This window comes from Kocuria sp. SM24M-10 (assembly GCF_001027955.1).
Classification (GTDB): domain Bacteria; phylum Actinomycetota; class Actinomycetes; order Actinomycetales; family Micrococcaceae; genus Kocuria; species Kocuria oceani.
On record NZ_LDNX01000140.1, the window covers coordinates 1 to 14,906 of the forward strand.

Sequence of the window (14,906 nt, forward strand, 5' to 3'; positions counted from 1 at the left end):
GGGCCACCAAGGGGTCCGGCGGGGCGGAGCGCCGCAGCCGGGCGGGGTGCCGGGGGGGGGGGCGGCGCCGCGGCGTTCAGTGCGGGCGGAGGGCGAACAGCGCGGCGAGCCGGCGGTCGGAGTCCGCCTGGGCCGCGAGGTCGTACGCGCCGCCGGTCACCAGCAGCTCGTCCGCCCCGGTCCGGGCGACCAGCTGCTCCAGGCCCGTCCGGACCTCCGGGGCCGTGCCGTGCACCGAGGCCGCCAGGGACTCCTCCACCAGGCGCCGCTCCCGGTCCGGGAGCACCTCCGGGTCCGCCGGTCCCGCCGGTTCCAGGGGCGGGAACTCACCCCGCGTCCGGGAGGCGGCCAGCGCTCGGGCCTCGGGCAGGAGCAGCCGCCGCGCGGCCTCCCGGGTGCCCGCCACCGCGACGTTCGCCGAGACCACCACGTGCGGTTCCGGCCACCACGACGACGGGCGGAACCGCTCGCGGTAGCGCTCCAGCACCGCGGCGGCGCCCTCGGGGCCCGGCCGGAACAGGGCGGGACCGCCGAGCACCACGGCGAGCCCGGCCCGCGCCGCGACGTCCACCCCGGCGCCGGTGGCCAGCACGAAGACCGGCGTCGCGGCGTGGTCGCGCGGGCGGGCGGTCACGGGGGCGGTGCCGGAGAGGTGGGCGAGCAGCTCGGCGAGGTCGTCCCCGAAGCGGTCCGCGGCCTCCTTGCCCGTGCGCAGGGCGTCCCGGACCGCGCCGGTGAACCCGAGCGAGCGGCCCACCCCGAGGTCGATCCGGCCGGGGTGCAGGGCCTGGAGGGTGGCGGTCTGCTCGGCGACCACGAGCGGCTGGTGGTTGGGCAGCATGATCCCGCCCGAGCCGATCCTGATGCGGCGGGTGCGGGCCGCGGCCGCAGCCATCAGCACCGCCGGCGCGGAGCCCGCGATGCCGGGCACCCCGTGGTGCTCGGCCACCCAGAACCGGTGGTAGCCCAGCTCCTCCGCCCGCTGCGCCCGGTCCAGGACGCGGGCGAGCGCCTCGGCCTCCGTGGACCCGCGCCGGGTGGCGGCGCGGTCGAGCAGGGACAGGGCGATGTCGGAGAGGGGCATGTCCGGCTCAACCGCCGCGGCGGAGGAGGCATTCCGGGACCGACGCGGCTCAGCCGGTCCGGCCCACGGCCTCCTCGGCGGCGACCCAGCCGAGCATCGCGCACTTGACCCGGGCCGCGAACCGGGACACCCCGGCGAAGGCGGCGGCGTCGCCCAGCAGCTCCTCGTCGGGCTCCACGGTGCCGCGCGAGCGCAGCAGCTCCCGGAACGCCCCGATCAGCCCGAGCAGCTCGGACCGCGTCAGGCCCGGGGCGGTCTCGGCCAGCACGGAGGCCGCGGCCATGGAGATCGAGCAGCCCTCGCCCTCCCAGCTGATCCGCTGCACCACCGGCTCCGCGTCCTCCGCGCCCGGGGGCGCCGGTGCCAGTTCGGCCCGCACGGTGATCTCGTCGCCGCACGTGGGGTTGTACTGGTGCGACTCGGCCACGGCGTGGCCGGGGGCCGGTGCGGCCAGGCCCTTCCCGGAGCGCCGCTTGGCGTGGTCCAGGATCACCTCCTGATACAGCCCGTCCAGCGCGCTCATCGTCGTCTCCTCGGTCGGTCCGGTGCGGTGCGCCCGGGGTCGGTACGCCCGGGGTCGGTACGCCCGGGGTCGGTGCTCACGGTGTGGGTGCGCGCGGTGCGGATGCGCACGGGATCAGCCTGCCACGCCGAAGTAGGCCCGCACCCCGGCCAGCTCGTCCAGGAACCGGTCCACGTCCTCGGTGGTGGTGTAGAGGTAGCCGCTGGCCCGGGTGGTCGCGGTCAGGCCCAAGGCCCGGTGCAGCGGCTGGGCGCAGTGGTGGCCCACCCGCACGGCCACCCCCGCGACGTCGAGGACCTGCCCCACGTCGTGGGCGTGCACCCCGGCCACGTCCACCGCGGCCAGCCCCACCCGGTCCGCCCCCGGGGACGGACCGATCAGCCGGACCCCCTCCAGCTGCGCCAGCCCGGCGGCCAGCCGCTGCCCCAGCTCCCGCTCGTGGGCGGCGACCCGGCCCATCCCCACGCCCTGCAGGTAGCGCACGGCCGCGGCCAGGCCCACGGCCTGGGCGATCCGCTGCGTGCCGGCCTCGAAGCGGGTCGGTGCCGGCAGATAGGAGGCGGAGTCCATCGTGACCCGGGTGATCATCGACCCGCCGGTGAGGAACGGCGGCATCGCGTCCAGCAGCTCCGCCCGCCCCCACAGCGCCCCGATGCCGGTGGGCCCGAGCATCTTGTGCCCGGAGAACACCGCGAAGTCCACTCCCAGGGCGGGCAGGTCCACCGGCAGGTGCGGGACCGACTGGCAGGCGTCCAGCACGCTCAGCGCCCCGGCCTCCCGGGCCAGGCCCACGAGGTCGGCGACGTCGGTGACGGCGCCGGTGACGTTGGAGACGTGGCTGAAGGCCACCACCCGGGTCCGCTCCCCGATCACCTGCCGGGCGGCCTCGTGGTCGAGCAGCCCGGACCCGTCGACCGGGATCCAGCGCAGGCTCGCCCCGGTGCGGGCGGCCAGCTCCTGCCACGGGACGAGGTTGGCGTGGTGCTCGGCCTCGGTGGTCACGATCTCGTCCCCCGGCCCGAGCCGGAAGCGGGCGGCGGCCTCGCCGCCGCGCCCGGCGGCGGCGTTGGAGAAGGAGTAGGCGAGCAGGTTGATCGCCTCGGTGGCGTTGGAGGTCCACACCAGTTCCCGCTCGGTGGCCCCCACGAACCCGGCCACGACCCGGCGGGCCTCCTCGTAGGCGTCGGTGGCCTCCACCGCCAGGGCGTGCGCGCCGCGGTGCACCGCCGCATTGCGGTGCAGGTAGAACTCCCGCTCGGCGTCCAGCACCGCCAGCGGCTTCTGCGAGGTGGCTCCGGAGTCCAGGTAGCTCCCCGATGCACCCGCCAGCAGCGGGAAGTCCTCCCGGATGGCGCGCACCTCGGCGTCGGTCAGCGGCTGCACGTCGTTTCCGTCCATGGTCCGACACTCTACGGCCCGGGCCGGCGGCGGTCGCGGGCCCGACCGGCCGCTAGGGTCGCCGGGGCCGGAGATAGGTGCGGCCGCTGGCGTCCTTCTCCACCACGTACTCCTGCTGCAGGTCCTGGTACCACTGCCGGGTCTGCTCGCTGGGCTGGTCCTGGCCCCGCAGGTCCCGGCGGCTGCGCGCGGCAGGTCCGTAGAACCGCATGGCGAGGTCGTCGAAGCGGCGGAACAGGCTGCGCCGAGGCGGGCCCGGCTCGTCGTCGGGGGTCTGCTGGTCCGTCATGGTGTCCTTCTCGGGAATTCGGTCCGCGGTGCCGGCAGGTCACCGGCGGGATCGGCAGGTCCGCTCGCCGTCGGACGGCCCCACCGGCGACGACGGGCGGCCGCGGCGGGGCCGCGCACCGGGACGGGAGCAGGACCGTGCGGGGCTGCGGAGCACAGGACCATGATCGCTCCCCCGGCCACCGGGGGCAAAGGCGGTGCCCGGCCGGGACGGGAACCGGCGGCCCCCGGGCGGCCGGCTCGGGGTCCGCGCCGGGACCACCGCGGGGTGCCGATGACCGCCCCGTCGGCGGCTGCCCCCCTCCCGCGGGCCGCCGGGCGGGACTACGCTGGGCGGAACTGGTCGAGAGGTGCAGGATGGACGACCGGACGATCGCCAGGACCCAGGCCCGGATGATCCGCGCCGCGATCAGCGACGCCGGGCTGGGTGTGCGCGAGCTGTGGGGGGAGTACCGCCGCAGCGGCGGGGAGGTCGACGAGCTGGAGGTCGACGCCTACCTGCACCATGCCCTGCACCTGGTGCCCCGGCACCGGGACAGCCTCGCGCGGGTCACCAACCGCATGGTGCCCGACGCCCGGGTGCCCTGCTCCCGGGACCTGCGCCCGATCGACGGCATGTCCGAGACGTGACCCGGCCACGGCGGGGCGCCGCCGGTCCGATGCCGTGACGGATGCCGTGACGGCTATCGTGACGGCATGGCCCCACACCACACTGGACGGACGCTGACCGCCGGACTGGTCGGATACGGCATGGCCGGTCGGCAGTTCCACACGCCGCTGCTGCGGGAGGCCGGCTGCCGGGTCACCGACGTCGTCACGACCGACCCCGGCCGTCGCGCCGAGGCCGACGCCGACTGGCCCGGGGTGTCGGTGCACCCGGACCTCACCGCGCTGCTGGATGCCTCCCGCCCGGACGTGCTGGTCGTCGCCTCGCCGACGGGCCGGCACGTCGAGCACGCGCTGGCCGGTCTGGACGCCGGGATCCCCGTGGTCGTCGACAAGCCGCTGGCCCTCGACCACGCCGGCGCCGCCGCCGTCGCCGCGCGGGCCGAGACCACCGGGACGCCGCTGACCGTCTTCCAGAACCGCCGCTGGGACGCCGAGCAGCTGACCCTCGCCCGGGTGCTGGCCGAGGGCCGGCTCGGGGACGTGCACCGGTTCGAGCGCCGCTGGGAGCGCTGGCGCCCGGTGCCCAAGAACCGGTGGCGGGAGAACGCGGTCGGTGCGGGCGGCGGGCTGCTGCTCGATCTGGGCCCGCACCTCGTGGACGCCGCGATGCAGCTCTTCGGTCCCGTGACCGGGGTCCGGGCCGAGCTGCGCGCCCTGACCACGCCCACGGAGGACGACGTCTTCCTGGCCCTGGACCACGCCTCGGGCACGATCAGCCACCTGTGGGCCGCGAGCCTGGTGGGCGCCCCGGGGCCGCGGACCCGGGTGCTCGGCTCGGCGGGCGCCTTCCTGGTGCCCGGCCACGAGGACAGCCCCGGGCCCTTCGACGTCCTGGACCCCGGGGCCGGGACGACCGGCTGGCTGGTCCGCGGCACCGAGCGCACCCCCGTGCCCACCGCCAACGGCGGGCCCGCCGACTTCTACCGGGACGTGGCCCGGTGGATCCTCGACGACGGGCCCGTCCCGGTGGACCCCGCCGACGCCGTCGCCACGGCCGCGGTGCTCGACGCCGCCCGCCGCAGCGCCGCCACGGGCTCCCGGGAGGCCCCCGCGACCTCCGGCCGGGTGGACGGCCGGTGAGGGACGGCCGGTGAGGGACGGCCGGGAGACGCGGTGCGGGCCGGTCAGACCGCCCCGCCGGCCGCCTCCGGGGTGCCGGAGCCGTGGCCGCCGCCGTGCCCGTGGCCGCCGTCCCCGACGTGCTCGCGCGCCAGGTAGTTCTCGATGTCGAAGAGATTGTCCGCCCGGGCGGCGATGTTCACCAGCGTGGTCATCGACGCCACCTCCTCCACCTGCTCCTGGAGGAACCAGAGCATGAACTGTTCCCCCAGGGGGTCCCCCTCGGCCCGGGCGGCAGCGAACAGCGCCTTGATCTGCTCGGTCACCTCCTGCTCCTGGGACAGCGCCAGGGCCAGGGGCTCGCGCACATCGGTGAAGTCGTTGCGCACCTCCCCGACCCCGGGGACGGCCAGGGGCAGGTTCCGGTCCAGGATGTACTGGACGATCATCATGGCGTGGTTGCGCTCCTCCAGCGACTGCCGGTAGAAGTGCCGGGCCAGCTGGGGCAGGTCCTGGCCGTCGAACCAGACGGCCACGGCGACGTACTGATGGGAGGCGGCGAACTCGTGGCCGACCTGACGGGTCAGCAGCTGGGTGAAGGACTCGGGTGCCATCGGACGCTCCTGGGGTCTCGGCGTCCCGGGCGGAGATCGACGCCGCGCGCCGGCCCGCGCAGGCGTCGCCGACCGGGGCCGGGGCTGTGCGCGTGACGGCCGGACGGCACCGGAGGGCCACGGCGCGGCACCCCGGTGAGGATGCCGATTCTAGTCCTCCGGCACCATCCGGCGGCAGGGCGGGCGGGGCTCCGGCGCGACCGTCCCGGCCGCCTCGCCGCGAGCCCCGGCAGGGGGTCCGCACCAGGTGGTGAGCGCCTCCTCGAGCCCGGACCGGGTCCCCTCCCCCACCCAGGCCACATGGCCGTCCGGCCGGATCAGCACGGCCGTGGGCGCTGGGACGGTGCCGAGCGCCGGCAGCTCCCAGGGGCCGGCGCACTCGGCGTGCACCCGTCGGACGCGGTCCGCCCAGGGGCGGACGTCGACGCCGTCCGGCGCCTGCCCGGCGAGCTCGAGCAGCACCGGCCGGGCCTCGTGCAGGAGGCCGAACACCCTCAGGGGCCCGTCCGCCGTGCGGAGGTCGAGGTCCGGCATGCGCCGCCCGAGCAGCGGGTGCCCCGGCCCGAGGTCGTAGCGGATGTCCAGCCCGGACATCATCGCGGCGAACCGGCGGCGCGGTTCCTCCATGCCCAGCAGCTCGGCGACGGTCCCGCCCACGGCCCGGAGGCGCTCGTCGGGCCGGCGGAGGGCGACCTGGGCCATCGTGTGGCGCAGCACGCGGGCGGCGACGGGGTGCCGCTCGGCGTGGTAGGTGTCCAGGAGGTGCTCCGGCGAAGTCCGCCGGAGCACCTGGGCCAGCTTCCAGCCCAGGTTCACCGCGTCCTGCACACCGGTGTTGAGGCCCTGGCCGCCGTCCGGGGCGTGGACGTGGGCGGCGTCGCCCGCCAGCAGGACCCGCCCCTCCCGGTAGGACGCCGCCTGCCGGGTGGTGTCGGTGAACCTGGTCAGCCAGGTGGGGCTGTGCACCCCGTAGTCGGTCCCGTACACCGCCACGAGCGCGTCGCGGAGCTCGCGCAGGGTGGGCTCGCGGCCGGGCCCGACGTGGCGCTCGGTCACCATGATCCCCACCTGCCCTCCCTCCGTCCGGCGGAAGGCGTGCTTGCCGAGGGCGTCCTGGTGGATGCCCCACTCCGGCTCCTCGTCCGTCTCGGCCTCGGCGAGCAGACTGCTGGTCGTGGCGTCCCAGCCCGGGAAGGCGATGCCGGCGGTCTTGCGGACCCGGCTGCGCCCGCCGTCGCACCCGACGACGTACTGGCCCCGCCACCGCCGGCCGTCGGACAGGTCGACGTCGACCCCGGCGCCGTCCTGGACGGCGCCCGTCACGTCGTGGCCGTAGTGGACCGGCACCCCCAGCTCGCCGGCCCGGTCGGCGAGAAGGCGCTCGATGTGGTTCTGCCACAGCGCGAGCCCGTAGGGATGGCGGGTGGGGAAGTCGCTGATGTCCAGGGGCACGCCGGCGTACCCCGCGACCTGGGCGGTCGCTCCCCGGGACAGGAACCGGTCGGCGAGCCCCCGCTGGTCGAGCACCTCGATGGTGCGCGCGTGCAGCCCGCCGGCGCGCGCGCCGACGAGGTCCTGGCCGGGACGCCGTTCCAGGACGGCGACGTCGACCTCCGCCAGCGCCAGCTCACCCGCCAGCATCAGGCCCGTCGGCCCCGCGCCGACGATCACCACCGCGTGCTCGTGCATCCGCTCCCCCTCGGTCCGCCGGCACCGGGTCCGCCCCGGTCCCGGTCTGTGATTCTGCGACGCCGCGGGGGGCTTGCCGCAAGCCCCCCGCGGCGTCGTACGGTGGAGGTGAGGGGAGGCACTTCCCGCCGGTGCGCGCGCCACGGCCCCGCGCTGCGCAGCCCCCGGCACGTGTCCCGGCCGGTCCCGCGCCCTCCCCCGGCCGTCCCGGCCGATCACCCGGGGCACACCGCCGCCCACGTCTCCGCGGGACCGGTCACGGGCCCGGGTGCGCCCGTCCCGCGGTGAGCCACTGCTCGAAGGTCTGCTCGCCGTGCTGGGACCCGGGCCGGGCCAGCAGGGTGCCGTCGCGCAGCGCGCGGCCGAACCGGCCGGGGACCGGAAGCTCCAGGACCCGGCCGCGGACGCCGGTGGCGGCGGCCCACCGCCGGCTCAGTTCGGCCATCCGCTCCTCGCGCGGACCGGCGAGGTCCGGCACCCGGCCGGCCGGACCGGCCTCGGCGAGCGCCACCAGCCGTGCGGCGACCTCCCGCGCCGCGATCGGCTGGGAGCGCATGGCCGGCACGAGCGCGACCGGGCCCAGCCGCATCCGCTCGTGGACCTGCCCGGCGAACTCGTGGAACTGGGTGGCCCGCAGCAGGGTCCACGGCACCTCGCCGGCCTGCACCAGGCGCTCCTGCGCCGCCTTGCCCGCGTAGTAGCCGTACGGGGCGTCGTCGAGGCCCACGATCGACAGCACCAGGTGGTGCCCCACACCTGCCGCCCGTTCGGCGGCGAGGAGGCGCCGGGTCACCTCGGTGAAGAACCGGGTCGCGCTGCGGCCGCTGGTGGCGCGGATGGAGGTCACGTCGACGACGGCCTGCACCCCGGCCAGGTCCAGGCCCGCCCCGGTGCTCAGGTCCACCCCCTGCGACCTGGCCAGCACGACGACCTCGTGCCCGCGCCCGCGGGCGGCCTCCACCACGTGACGGCCCACGACCCCGGTGCCCCCGGCCACGGCGATCCTCATGACGCCCCTCCTCGCGCTCGTTCCCCTCGTGCTCGTCGTCATCCTCGTCCACGCCCGCGGTGCCCACGGCATTCGACGGAACATGTCGCGCCGGGATGTCGAGATCCTGCGCGCGGCTCCGTCCTGGGGGGGAGCACGGCCACAATGGGCCGTACCGCACAGAGGAGCTCACGATGGCCAAGTACCTGTTGCTCAAGCACTACCGGGGCGCTCCGGCGCCGGTCAACGACGTGCCGATGGACCACTGGACGCCGGAGGAGATCGTGGCGCACGTGCAGTACATGAACGACTTCGCCGCTCGGCTGGAGAGCACCGGCGAGTTCGTCGACGCGCAGGCGCTGTCCCCCGACGGCATGTTCGTCCGCTACGGCGGCGAGGGCCGGCCGCCGGTCACCGACGGCCCGTTCGCGGAGACCAAGGACCTGATCGCCGGGTGGATGGTGATCGACGTCGAGAACCGGGAACGGGCGGTGGAGCTGGCCGGTGAGCTGTCCGCGGCCCCGGGGGCGGGCGGGAAGCCGATCCACGAGTGGCTCGAGGTGCGCCCGTTCCTGGGCGCGCCCCCGACCGTCACGGAGTGACGCGCGGTGGACGAGGACCTGCTGCGGGCCCTCACCCTCACCGTGACGGGCGTCCTCGTCCGCCGTGGAGCCGACTTCGCGGCGGCCGAGGACGCCGTGCAGGACGCCCTGGTCGAGGCGGTGCGCGTGTGGCCGCGCGATCCGCCGCGGGATCCGCAGGGCTGGCTGGTCACCGTGGCCTGGCGCAAGTTCCTCGACGCCGTCCGCGCAGACACCGCGCGGCGGCGGCGCGAGGAGCGTGCCGAGGCGGATCCCCCGCCCGGCACGGGCGGGGCGGTCGACGACACGCTCCAGCTGTACTTCCTGTGCGCGCACCCCTCCCTGACCCCGGCCTCGGCCGTCGCGCTCACGCTGCGCGCGGTCGGCGGCCTGAGCACCCGGCAGATCGCCCGGGCCTACCTGGTGCCCGAGGCGACCATGGCCCAGCGGATCAGCCGGGCCAAGCGGACCGTCTCGGGTGTGCGGTTCGACCAGCCCGGCGACCTCGCCACGGTGCTGCGCGTGCTGTACCTGGTCTTCAACGAGGGCTACTCCGGTGACGTCGACCTCGCCGCCGAGGCGATCCGGCTCACCCGCCGGCTCCGGGCCGGGACCGAGCACGAGGAGGTGGCGGGACTGCTCGCGCTCATGCTGCTCCACCACGCGCGCCGCCCGGCGCGGACCCGCCCCGACGGCAGCCTCGTGCCCCTGGCCGAGCAGGACCGCCGCCGGTGGGACGCCCTCCTGATCGCCGAGGGCGTCGAGGTCCTCCAGGCGGCCCTCGCCCGGGACCGGCTGGGCGAGTTCCAGGCCCAGGCCGCCGTCGCCGCGCTGCATGCCGACGCCCGCACGCCCGAGGAGACCGACTGGGTGCAGATCGTCGAGTGGTACGACGAGCTGCTGCGCCTCACCGACAGCCCCGTGGCCCGCCTCAACCGGGCCGTGGCGGTCGGCGAGGCCCGGGGCCCGCGGGCCGGGCTGGACGCCCTGGCGGGACTCGACCCCGGGCTGCCCCGCCGCACCGCCGCGGCGGCCTATCTGCACGAGCGTGCCGGTGACACGGGGACCGCAGCACGGCTCTACGCCGACGCCGCCCGGCTGGCGTCCAGCCTCCCCGAACGCGACCACCTGACGCGGCAGGCCGCACGGCTCCACGCGCAGCTGCGCGGCTGAGCGGTCCGTCCGCACCGACGCGGAGGCTCCGGATCGCGGGACCGAGCTCCTGGACTCCGGGACACGGACTCCGCCGGATCCGCCGCTCCTGGCGCCCCGCCGATGCGCCGGCCGGCTCGTGGGCCGGCGCACCGGAGGGACGCCTCGCCCCGCTGATCCGGTCAGGATGCGGGCAGCGGGACCACGGTGCGGTACTTGCCGCCGGGGCCCTGCTGCGGAGCCTCGGCCGTCCGCTGCACGGTGACGTGGGCCAGCCCCAGATCGCCGAGCAGGCCGGTGATCCCGCTCAGCACGGCCGTCCAGACCTGCTCCGGGTCCGCCCCCGCGGCGGGATGCAGCCGCACCCGCAGACCGGTGGGGCCGGTCTGGACGACCTGGAACAGCTCCACCCCGGGGACGCGGTCGACGACGGTGCCCAGCGCCAGCGGAGGGACCGTCACCCGGCCAGGGCCGTCGGCAGGAAAGGTGAGGACGTCCGAGGCCCTCCCCTGCACGTGCAGCGCCGGGGCCGGGTTCCCGCAGGCACACGGCTCGGGCTTGACCAGCACGCGGTCGCCCACGTCGTAGCGGATGATCGGCAGGACCCGGTTGGCCAGGTTCGTCAGGAGCACCGTGTGCGAGACCGTCCCGGACGGGACGGGGCGGTGCTCGGCGTCCACCGGCTCGAGGATCACCCAGTCCCCGATCAGGTGCAGCCAGCCCTGCGCGCAGCCGGAGGCGGCGTAGCCGGACTCGGTGCAGCCGTAGACCTCCCGCACGGGTGCGGCGAAGGCCCGCTCGAGCCGGATGCGCTCCTCCGAGGGCAGGCCCTCGGCGGTGCTGAGCACGAGCACCGGTCGCAGTCGCAGCCGCCCGGCCCGCTGCTCGGAGGCCAGCAGCCGCAGCACGCTGGCGTAGGCCCCGAACACCAGCGGGTCGAAGGCGTTGAGCTCGGCCACCAGCTCGGGCAGCGGCCGGTGGACCGGGAGGATCCGCAGCCGGCGGCGGCGCCGTGGCCGCTCCCGCAGCTCCCGGGTACTGGTGGCCACGGCCAGGAAGTGCCCGCCGGTGGCCACGACCGCGGCGAATCGTCCCCCGCGGAGCACCAGGCGCACCACCTCCCGGGCCGGCAGCCAGTCCGCGCTCAGCCGGGCCATCAGCCCCGAGGCCACCGCCCGGTACCGGTCGTCGAGCACGAAGACGCCCCGGGTGCCGGTGGTGCCGGCGGTGGTGGCCACCAGGTACTTCCCGGCGAACCGCTCCCCGATCCGGGCGGGGTCCGCCACGAACTCCTCGACCGCCGCGCGCGTCACCGCCGGATCCGTGACCACCTCGTCGAAGGCAGCCATCAGCGCCCGCTTGTCCGTCACCGGCAGCGCGGTGACGTCCTCGATCCGCTCCGGCAGCCCGTGGTAGAGCCGCCGGTAGTACGGGGAGTTCGTCCGCGCGAAGACCACCAGCTCCGCCAGCCGCTCCTGCTGTCGGCTCCGGACCGCCTCCGGGCCCTTCCGGTGGGTCCGGCGTGCGTCCCACCACACCCCGACCGCCCGGCCGCCCCGGTCACCGGTGACGCGTTCCCCTCGTGGCCCCATGGAACGACTCTAGGAACCCCACGCCGGGGGCGACAGAGCCTCGGCGCAGGTGACTGAATCGGTCCTCGGCCCCGGGCGCGGGCCGTGCACCCGGGCGGAGTCGCGCGGAGGGGGGCGCGGTCCGGGTCCCGGCGATCAGGTCAGGCCCATGCCCCCGTCGGTGGTGATGACCTGCCCGGCGACCCACACGCCCTGGTCGGTGGCCAGCCACCCGATCAGCCGCGCCGGATCCGCCGGGCGCCCCCAGCGGCCGAACGGGGTGGCTTCGCGCCACGCGTCGATCTCCTCCAGGGGCCGGTCGGTGCTGCCCGGGTCGAGGTAGCCGGTGTTGACGGGCCCCGGATTGACGGTGTTCAGCACGATGCCGAGCTCCAGCAGCTCCGCGGCCACCGTGGGGGTCGCCCCGGCCAGGGCGGCCTTGCTGACGGCGTAGGCGACCTCGCCGCGCATCGGCCCCTCGCCCTGGCCCGAGGTCATCCAGAACACCCGTCCCGCGGTCCGTTCGTCGACCGGTCCGCCGCCCCGGAGACGGTCCCCGGGGCGGGCCGGTGCGTCCCGCGCGGTCGTGGTGGTGCGGTGGTGGGCGGAGCGACGGTGGGCGAGATGACGGTGGGCGAAGTGGCGGGTGAGCAGCAGCGTGGAGCGGGTGTTGGTGTCCCAGAACGCGTCCAGGATCCCGGCGGTCATGTCCAGGACGGACCCGTCCCCTCCGCTGCGGGCGTGGTTGCAGACCAGGATGTCCAGCCGGCCGGTCAAGGCCCACGCCTGCTCCACGAGCTGCTCCACGGCGTCCGCGTCGCGCAGGTCCGCGGAGGCGTCGCCGGCCGTCGCCCCCTCGACCAGGGCCTCCCGGACGCCGGCGCGGACCGCGTCCAGGTCGTCCCCGCCCCAGGGCTGGTCCGCGTCGTGCGGGCCGTAGTGGTGGAAGAACACGCTCGCTCCCAGGGAGGCGAGCTCGACGGCCACCGCGTAGCCGATGCCGCGGCGGCGGGAGACCCCGGTGACGAGGGCGGTCCTGCCCTGCAGGGGGCGTCCGGGCGTCGGGTGGGGCATTGGTGGTGCTCCTGACGTGCTGGGGATGCGGCGGTCACGGGGCAGGCGCTCACCCGGTCCTCATGCGGGGAACCTACCAGGTGGTCCCTGCCGTGCCTGGACCGCGGCGCACGGTCGTCGTCACGGGATGGTCGGCACGGAGATGGCTGCACGAGGTCCGCCGGGCCGCGGGCAGGACCGGCGTCAGCGCTGCCGGGCGAGGCCGAGGTCGCCGAGGACGCGGGCGAGGAGGGCGCGCTGCGCGTCGTCCAGTCCGCGGAGGGGCAGCGGCAGGCACGCGCCGGGCACCAGTCCCTCCTGCTCGGCGATCGCGGCCACGACCCGCAGACTCCCGTGCTCGGCGAACAGCCGCCACAGCGGTGCCAGCCGCTCGGACTCGGCCGCGGCCTCGGCGGCTCGTTCCTCCCGTGCGGCCCGGGTGATGCTCAGCGCTGGGACCGGCAGCGTCCCGGCGAGGACCGAGTACCAGGCATCGCAGCCGGCGACCAGGCCGGTGGCCGCCGTGGCGTCCCCGGAGACCCCGATGCGCACGTGCTCGGGGACGACCTCGCGGATCGCGCGCACCCGCGCCCGTGCGGCCTGGGGGTCGGCGGGCACACCGGGGATCTTGATCGAGGCGATCCGGGGCAGTTCCGCGACGCGCCCGTAGAGCTCGGTGCTGAGGGTGACATGGGTGGTGCCCGGGTTGTCGTAGACGATCACCGGCACCGAGGAGTGGGCGGTGACGGTGTCGAAGAGCCCGACCACGTCGTCGTCGGTCAGGGGCTGATAGCTCATCGGCGCCAGCAGCACCGCGGAGGCCCCGGCCTGCTGGGCGTGCTCGAGGTGGGTGAGGACCTGGGAGGTGCGCAGCGCTCCGATGCCGACGAACACCGGGACGGTCCCCGCGTGCTCGACCGCCAGCCGGGCGACCCGGCGGCGCTCCTCGGTGCTCAGGTAGGCGTAGGAGCCGGTGGAGCCCAGCACGGTGATGGAGTCGATCCGGGCCGCCGCCAGCCGCTGCACCAGGCCGGTGAAAGCGGGCTCGTCCACGGCGTCGTCCGCCAGCGGGGTGAGGGGGAAGGCGCTCAAGCCGGTGAACATCGTGGTTTCTCCTGTGCTGGTCGGTGTGCCGGTCGGCGGGCCGGTCGGCGTGCCGGGTGACGTGGTCCTGGACTGTCCGGCCGACGCGGTCCGGCACGCAGGGGGGCGCGGCCGGTGGCATGCCGGGACGGGGCGGCGGCGCCACCGGTGCGCGGTGCACCGGCGGGCGCGGCAGCGGCGAGGGACGGGGGTGCCCTACCCGATGAGGTCGAGGGCGGGCAGGTCGGCGGTGGGCCCGGAGGTCCGCGGGCGGCGCCGGCCACCGCGCTGGGCGGCCGCGCCGGCGAGGACGACGAGCAGGATGCCGGCGGTCTGCACGCCGGAGGGATGCTGGTGGAGCACGAGCAGCCCCAGGAGCACGCCGAAGGCCGGCTCGACGGCCATCAGGGTGCCGAAGGCGGTGGGCGTCATCCGGCGCAGCGCGAGCATCTCCAGGGCGAACGGCAGGACGGGGAGCAGCAGGGCGAGCCCGGCCGCGGCGGCGAGCACGCCGGGGGTGAGGTGCCCGGCGGCCTGCGGGACGCCGAGGACCGCTGCTGTCACCGCGGCGACGGGCACGGTCATCGACAGCGCGCCGATGCCGGTGAAGCGGTCACCGATCCGCTGGGTGAGGAGGATGTAGAACCCCCACCCGACGGCGGCCAGCCCGGCGAACCCGATGCCGGCGAGGTCGATCCGGCCGTGCCACGGCTCGGTCAGCAGCACCACCCCGGACAGTGCCAGGGCGGGCCAGGCGAGGGCCCGGAGGCTGTGGGAGCGCACGGCGGCCACGGTCAGCGGGCCGAGGAACTCGATCGCCACGGCGGTGCCCAGCGGGATGCGCTCGATCGCGGCGAGGAAGCCGGTGGTCATCACCCCGGTGGTGAGGCCCAGGCCCAGCAGCGCCGGCACGTCGGACCGGCGCACGGACCGCAGCGGCGGGCGGGCCAGGAGCAGGAAGATCAGCGCTCCCGCGCTGAGCCGCAGCCAGGCGGTCCCGGCCGGGCCGACCGTGCCGATCAGGTCCACGGACAGGGCCGAGCCCAGCTGGATCGAGAGCATCGCGGCCACGGCCAGCCCCCACGGAGGCACGGCGGTGGTGGGAGCGGTGGAGGGGACGGGAGCAGTCATGGCCGGTCCCACCGGGATCCCCG

Annotated in this window: 15 protein-coding genes; 4 read left to right on the forward strand and 11 right to left on the reverse strand. The window is 76.3% G+C overall.

What is annotated here, in order from left to right; all coding sequences use genetic code 11:
- Positions 1-76: 76 nt before the first annotated feature.
- The 4 genes from ABL57_RS16820 to ABL57_RS16835 all read right to left on the reverse strand — a co-directional run bounded on the left by ABL57_RS16820 (position 77) and on the right by ABL57_RS16835 (position 3,294).
- Positions 77-1,084 (reverse strand): MsnO8 family LLM class oxidoreductase, encoded by a 1,008-nt coding sequence (locus tag ABL57_RS16820; protein WP_047804631.1) that lies wholly within the window; start codon positions 1,082-1,084, stop codon positions 77-79.
- A 49-nt stretch (positions 1,085-1,133) separates the two neighbouring features.
- The gene (gene sufU, locus ABL57_RS16825; protein WP_047804632.1) at positions 1,134-1,607 is read right to left on the reverse strand and encodes a Fe-S cluster assembly sulfur transfer protein SufU; all 474 of its coding nucleotides are present in this window, start codon (positions 1,605-1,607) and stop codon (positions 1,134-1,136) included.
- Positions 1,608-1,721: 114 nt separating this feature from the next.
- Entirely contained in the window at positions 1,722-3,005 is a 1,284-nt protein-coding gene (locus ABL57_RS16830) for an aminotransferase class V-fold PLP-dependent enzyme (RefSeq protein WP_047804633.1), read from the reverse strand.
- 52 nt (positions 3,006-3,057) lie between these two features.
- On the reverse strand, positions 3,058-3,294 hold the full coding sequence (locus ABL57_RS16835; protein WP_047804634.1) for a hypothetical protein: 237 nt from the start codon (positions 3,292-3,294) through the stop codon (positions 3,058-3,060).
- A 356-nt stretch (positions 3,295-3,650) separates the two neighbouring features.
- On the opposite strand from ABL57_RS16835, the gene ABL57_RS16840 reads away from it, so the two are divergent.
- Together ABL57_RS16840 and ABL57_RS16845 are read left to right on the forward strand one after the other, a co-directional pair.
- On the forward strand, positions 3,651-3,923 hold the full coding sequence (locus ABL57_RS16840; RefSeq protein ID WP_053005077.1) for a hypothetical protein: 273 nt from the start codon (positions 3,651-3,653) through the stop codon (positions 3,921-3,923).
- 66 nt (positions 3,924-3,989) lie between these two features.
- Positions 3,990-5,042: a Gfo/Idh/MocA family protein gene (locus ABL57_RS16845; RefSeq protein WP_047804635.1), complete on the forward strand. Its 1,053-nt coding sequence runs from the start codon at positions 3,990-3,992 to the stop codon at positions 5,040-5,042.
- A 44-nt stretch (positions 5,043-5,086) separates the two neighbouring features.
- Here ABL57_RS16845 and ABL57_RS16850 read toward each other — a convergent pair whose 3' ends face one another.
- From ABL57_RS16850 to ABL57_RS16860, 3 genes are all read right to left on the reverse strand, one after another.
- On the reverse strand, positions 5,087-5,635 hold the full coding sequence (locus tag ABL57_RS16850; RefSeq protein ID WP_047804636.1) for a ferritin: 549 nt from the start codon (positions 5,633-5,635) through the stop codon (positions 5,087-5,089).
- 150 nt (positions 5,636-5,785) lie between these two features.
- The gene (locus ABL57_RS16855) at positions 5,786-7,324 is read right to left on the reverse strand and encodes an FAD-dependent monooxygenase (protein WP_047804637.1); all 1,539 of its coding nucleotides are present in this window, start codon (positions 7,322-7,324) and stop codon (positions 5,786-5,788) included.
- A gap of 256 nt (positions 7,325-7,580) precedes the next feature.
- A complete protein-coding gene (locus tag ABL57_RS16860) occupies positions 7,581-8,333 on the reverse strand; it encodes an SDR family oxidoreductase (RefSeq protein WP_047804638.1) in 753 nt (250 codons plus the stop codon).
- A 173-nt stretch (positions 8,334-8,506) separates the two neighbouring features.
- On the opposite strand from ABL57_RS16860, the gene ABL57_RS16865 reads away from it, so the two are divergent.
- Positions 8,507-8,914: a YciI family protein gene (locus tag ABL57_RS16865; protein ID WP_047804639.1), complete on the forward strand. Its 408-nt coding sequence runs from the start codon at positions 8,507-8,509 to the stop codon at positions 8,912-8,914.
- 6 nt (positions 8,915-8,920) lie between these two features.
- Entirely contained in the window at positions 8,921-10,066 is a 1,146-nt protein-coding gene (locus ABL57_RS16870; RefSeq protein ID WP_047804640.1) for an RNA polymerase sigma factor, read from the forward strand.
- 161 nt (positions 10,067-10,227) lie between these two features.
- Here the strand turns inward: ABL57_RS16870 and ABL57_RS16875 are convergent, their stop codons facing one another.
- The 4 genes from ABL57_RS16875 to ABL57_RS16890 form a co-directional block, all read right to left on the reverse strand.
- Positions 10,228-11,637 carry a phenylacetate--CoA ligase family protein gene (locus tag ABL57_RS16875; RefSeq protein WP_238986101.1) on the reverse strand — a complete coding sequence of 470 codons (1,410 nt, stop codon included), beginning with the start codon at positions 11,635-11,637 and terminating at the stop codon, positions 10,228-10,230.
- A gap of 135 nt (positions 11,638-11,772) precedes the next feature.
- Positions 11,773-12,690: an SDR family oxidoreductase gene (locus ABL57_RS16880; RefSeq protein ID WP_047804641.1), complete on the reverse strand. Its 918-nt coding sequence runs from the start codon at positions 12,688-12,690 to the stop codon at positions 11,773-11,775.
- A 183-nt stretch (positions 12,691-12,873) separates the two neighbouring features.
- Positions 12,874-13,773, reverse strand: coding sequence for a dihydrodipicolinate synthase family protein (locus ABL57_RS16885; protein WP_047804642.1), 900 nt, complete (start codon positions 13,771-13,773; stop codon positions 12,874-12,876).
- A gap of 195 nt (positions 13,774-13,968) precedes the next feature.
- Complete coding sequence (locus tag ABL57_RS16890) at positions 13,969-14,883, reverse strand: DMT family transporter (RefSeq protein ID WP_047804643.1); 915 nt, start codon at positions 14,881-14,883, stop codon at positions 13,969-13,971.
- Positions 14,884-14,906: the final 23 nt, after the last annotated feature.

Bases quoted from the DNA above. Each gene is read 5' to 3' on its own strand.
- ABL57_RS16820 (WP_047804631.1), bottom strand. From the start codon at position 1,084: ATGCCCCTCTCCGACATCGCCCTGTCCCTGCTCGACCGCGCCGCCACC.
- sufU (WP_047804632.1), bottom strand. From the start codon at position 1,607: ATGAGCGCGCTGGACGGGCTGTATCAGGAGGTGATCCTGGACCACGCC.
- ABL57_RS16830 (WP_047804633.1), bottom strand. From the start codon at position 3,005: ATGGACGGAAACGACGTGCAGCCGCTGACCGACGCCGAGGTGCGCGCC.
- ABL57_RS16835 (WP_047804634.1), bottom strand. From the start codon at position 3,294: ATGACGGACCAGCAGACCCCCGACGACGAGCCGGGCCCGCCTCGGCGC.
- ABL57_RS16840 (WP_053005077.1), top strand. From the start codon at position 3,651: ATGGACGACCGGACGATCGCCAGGACCCAGGCCCGGATGATCCGCGCC.
- ABL57_RS16845 (WP_047804635.1), top strand. From the start codon at position 3,990: ATGGCCCCACACCACACTGGACGGACGCTGACCGCCGGACTGGTCGGA.
- ABL57_RS16850 (WP_047804636.1), bottom strand. From the start codon at position 5,635: ATGGCACCCGAGTCCTTCACCCAGCTGCTGACCCGTCAGGTCGGCCAC.
- ABL57_RS16855 (WP_047804637.1), bottom strand. From the start codon at position 7,324: ATGCACGAGCACGCGGTGGTGATCGTCGGCGCGGGGCCGACGGGCCTG.
- ABL57_RS16860 (WP_047804638.1), bottom strand. From the start codon at position 8,333: ATGAGGATCGCCGTGGCCGGGGGCACCGGGGTCGTGGGCCGTCACGTG.
- ABL57_RS16865 (WP_047804639.1), top strand. From the start codon at position 8,507: ATGGCCAAGTACCTGTTGCTCAAGCACTACCGGGGCGCTCCGGCGCCG.
- ABL57_RS16875 (WP_238986101.1), bottom strand. From the start codon at position 11,637: ATGGGGCCACGAGGGGAACGCGTCACCGGTGACCGGGGCGGCCGGGCG.
- ABL57_RS16880 (WP_047804641.1), bottom strand. From the start codon at position 12,690: ATGCCCCACCCGACGCCCGGACGCCCCCTGCAGGGCAGGACCGCCCTC.
- ABL57_RS16885 (WP_047804642.1), bottom strand. From the start codon at position 13,773: ATGTTCACCGGCTTGAGCGCCTTCCCCCTCACCCCGCTGGCGGACGAC.
- ABL57_RS16890 (WP_047804643.1), bottom strand. From the start codon at position 14,883: ATGACTGCTCCCGTCCCCTCCACCGCTCCCACCACCGCCGTGCCTCCG.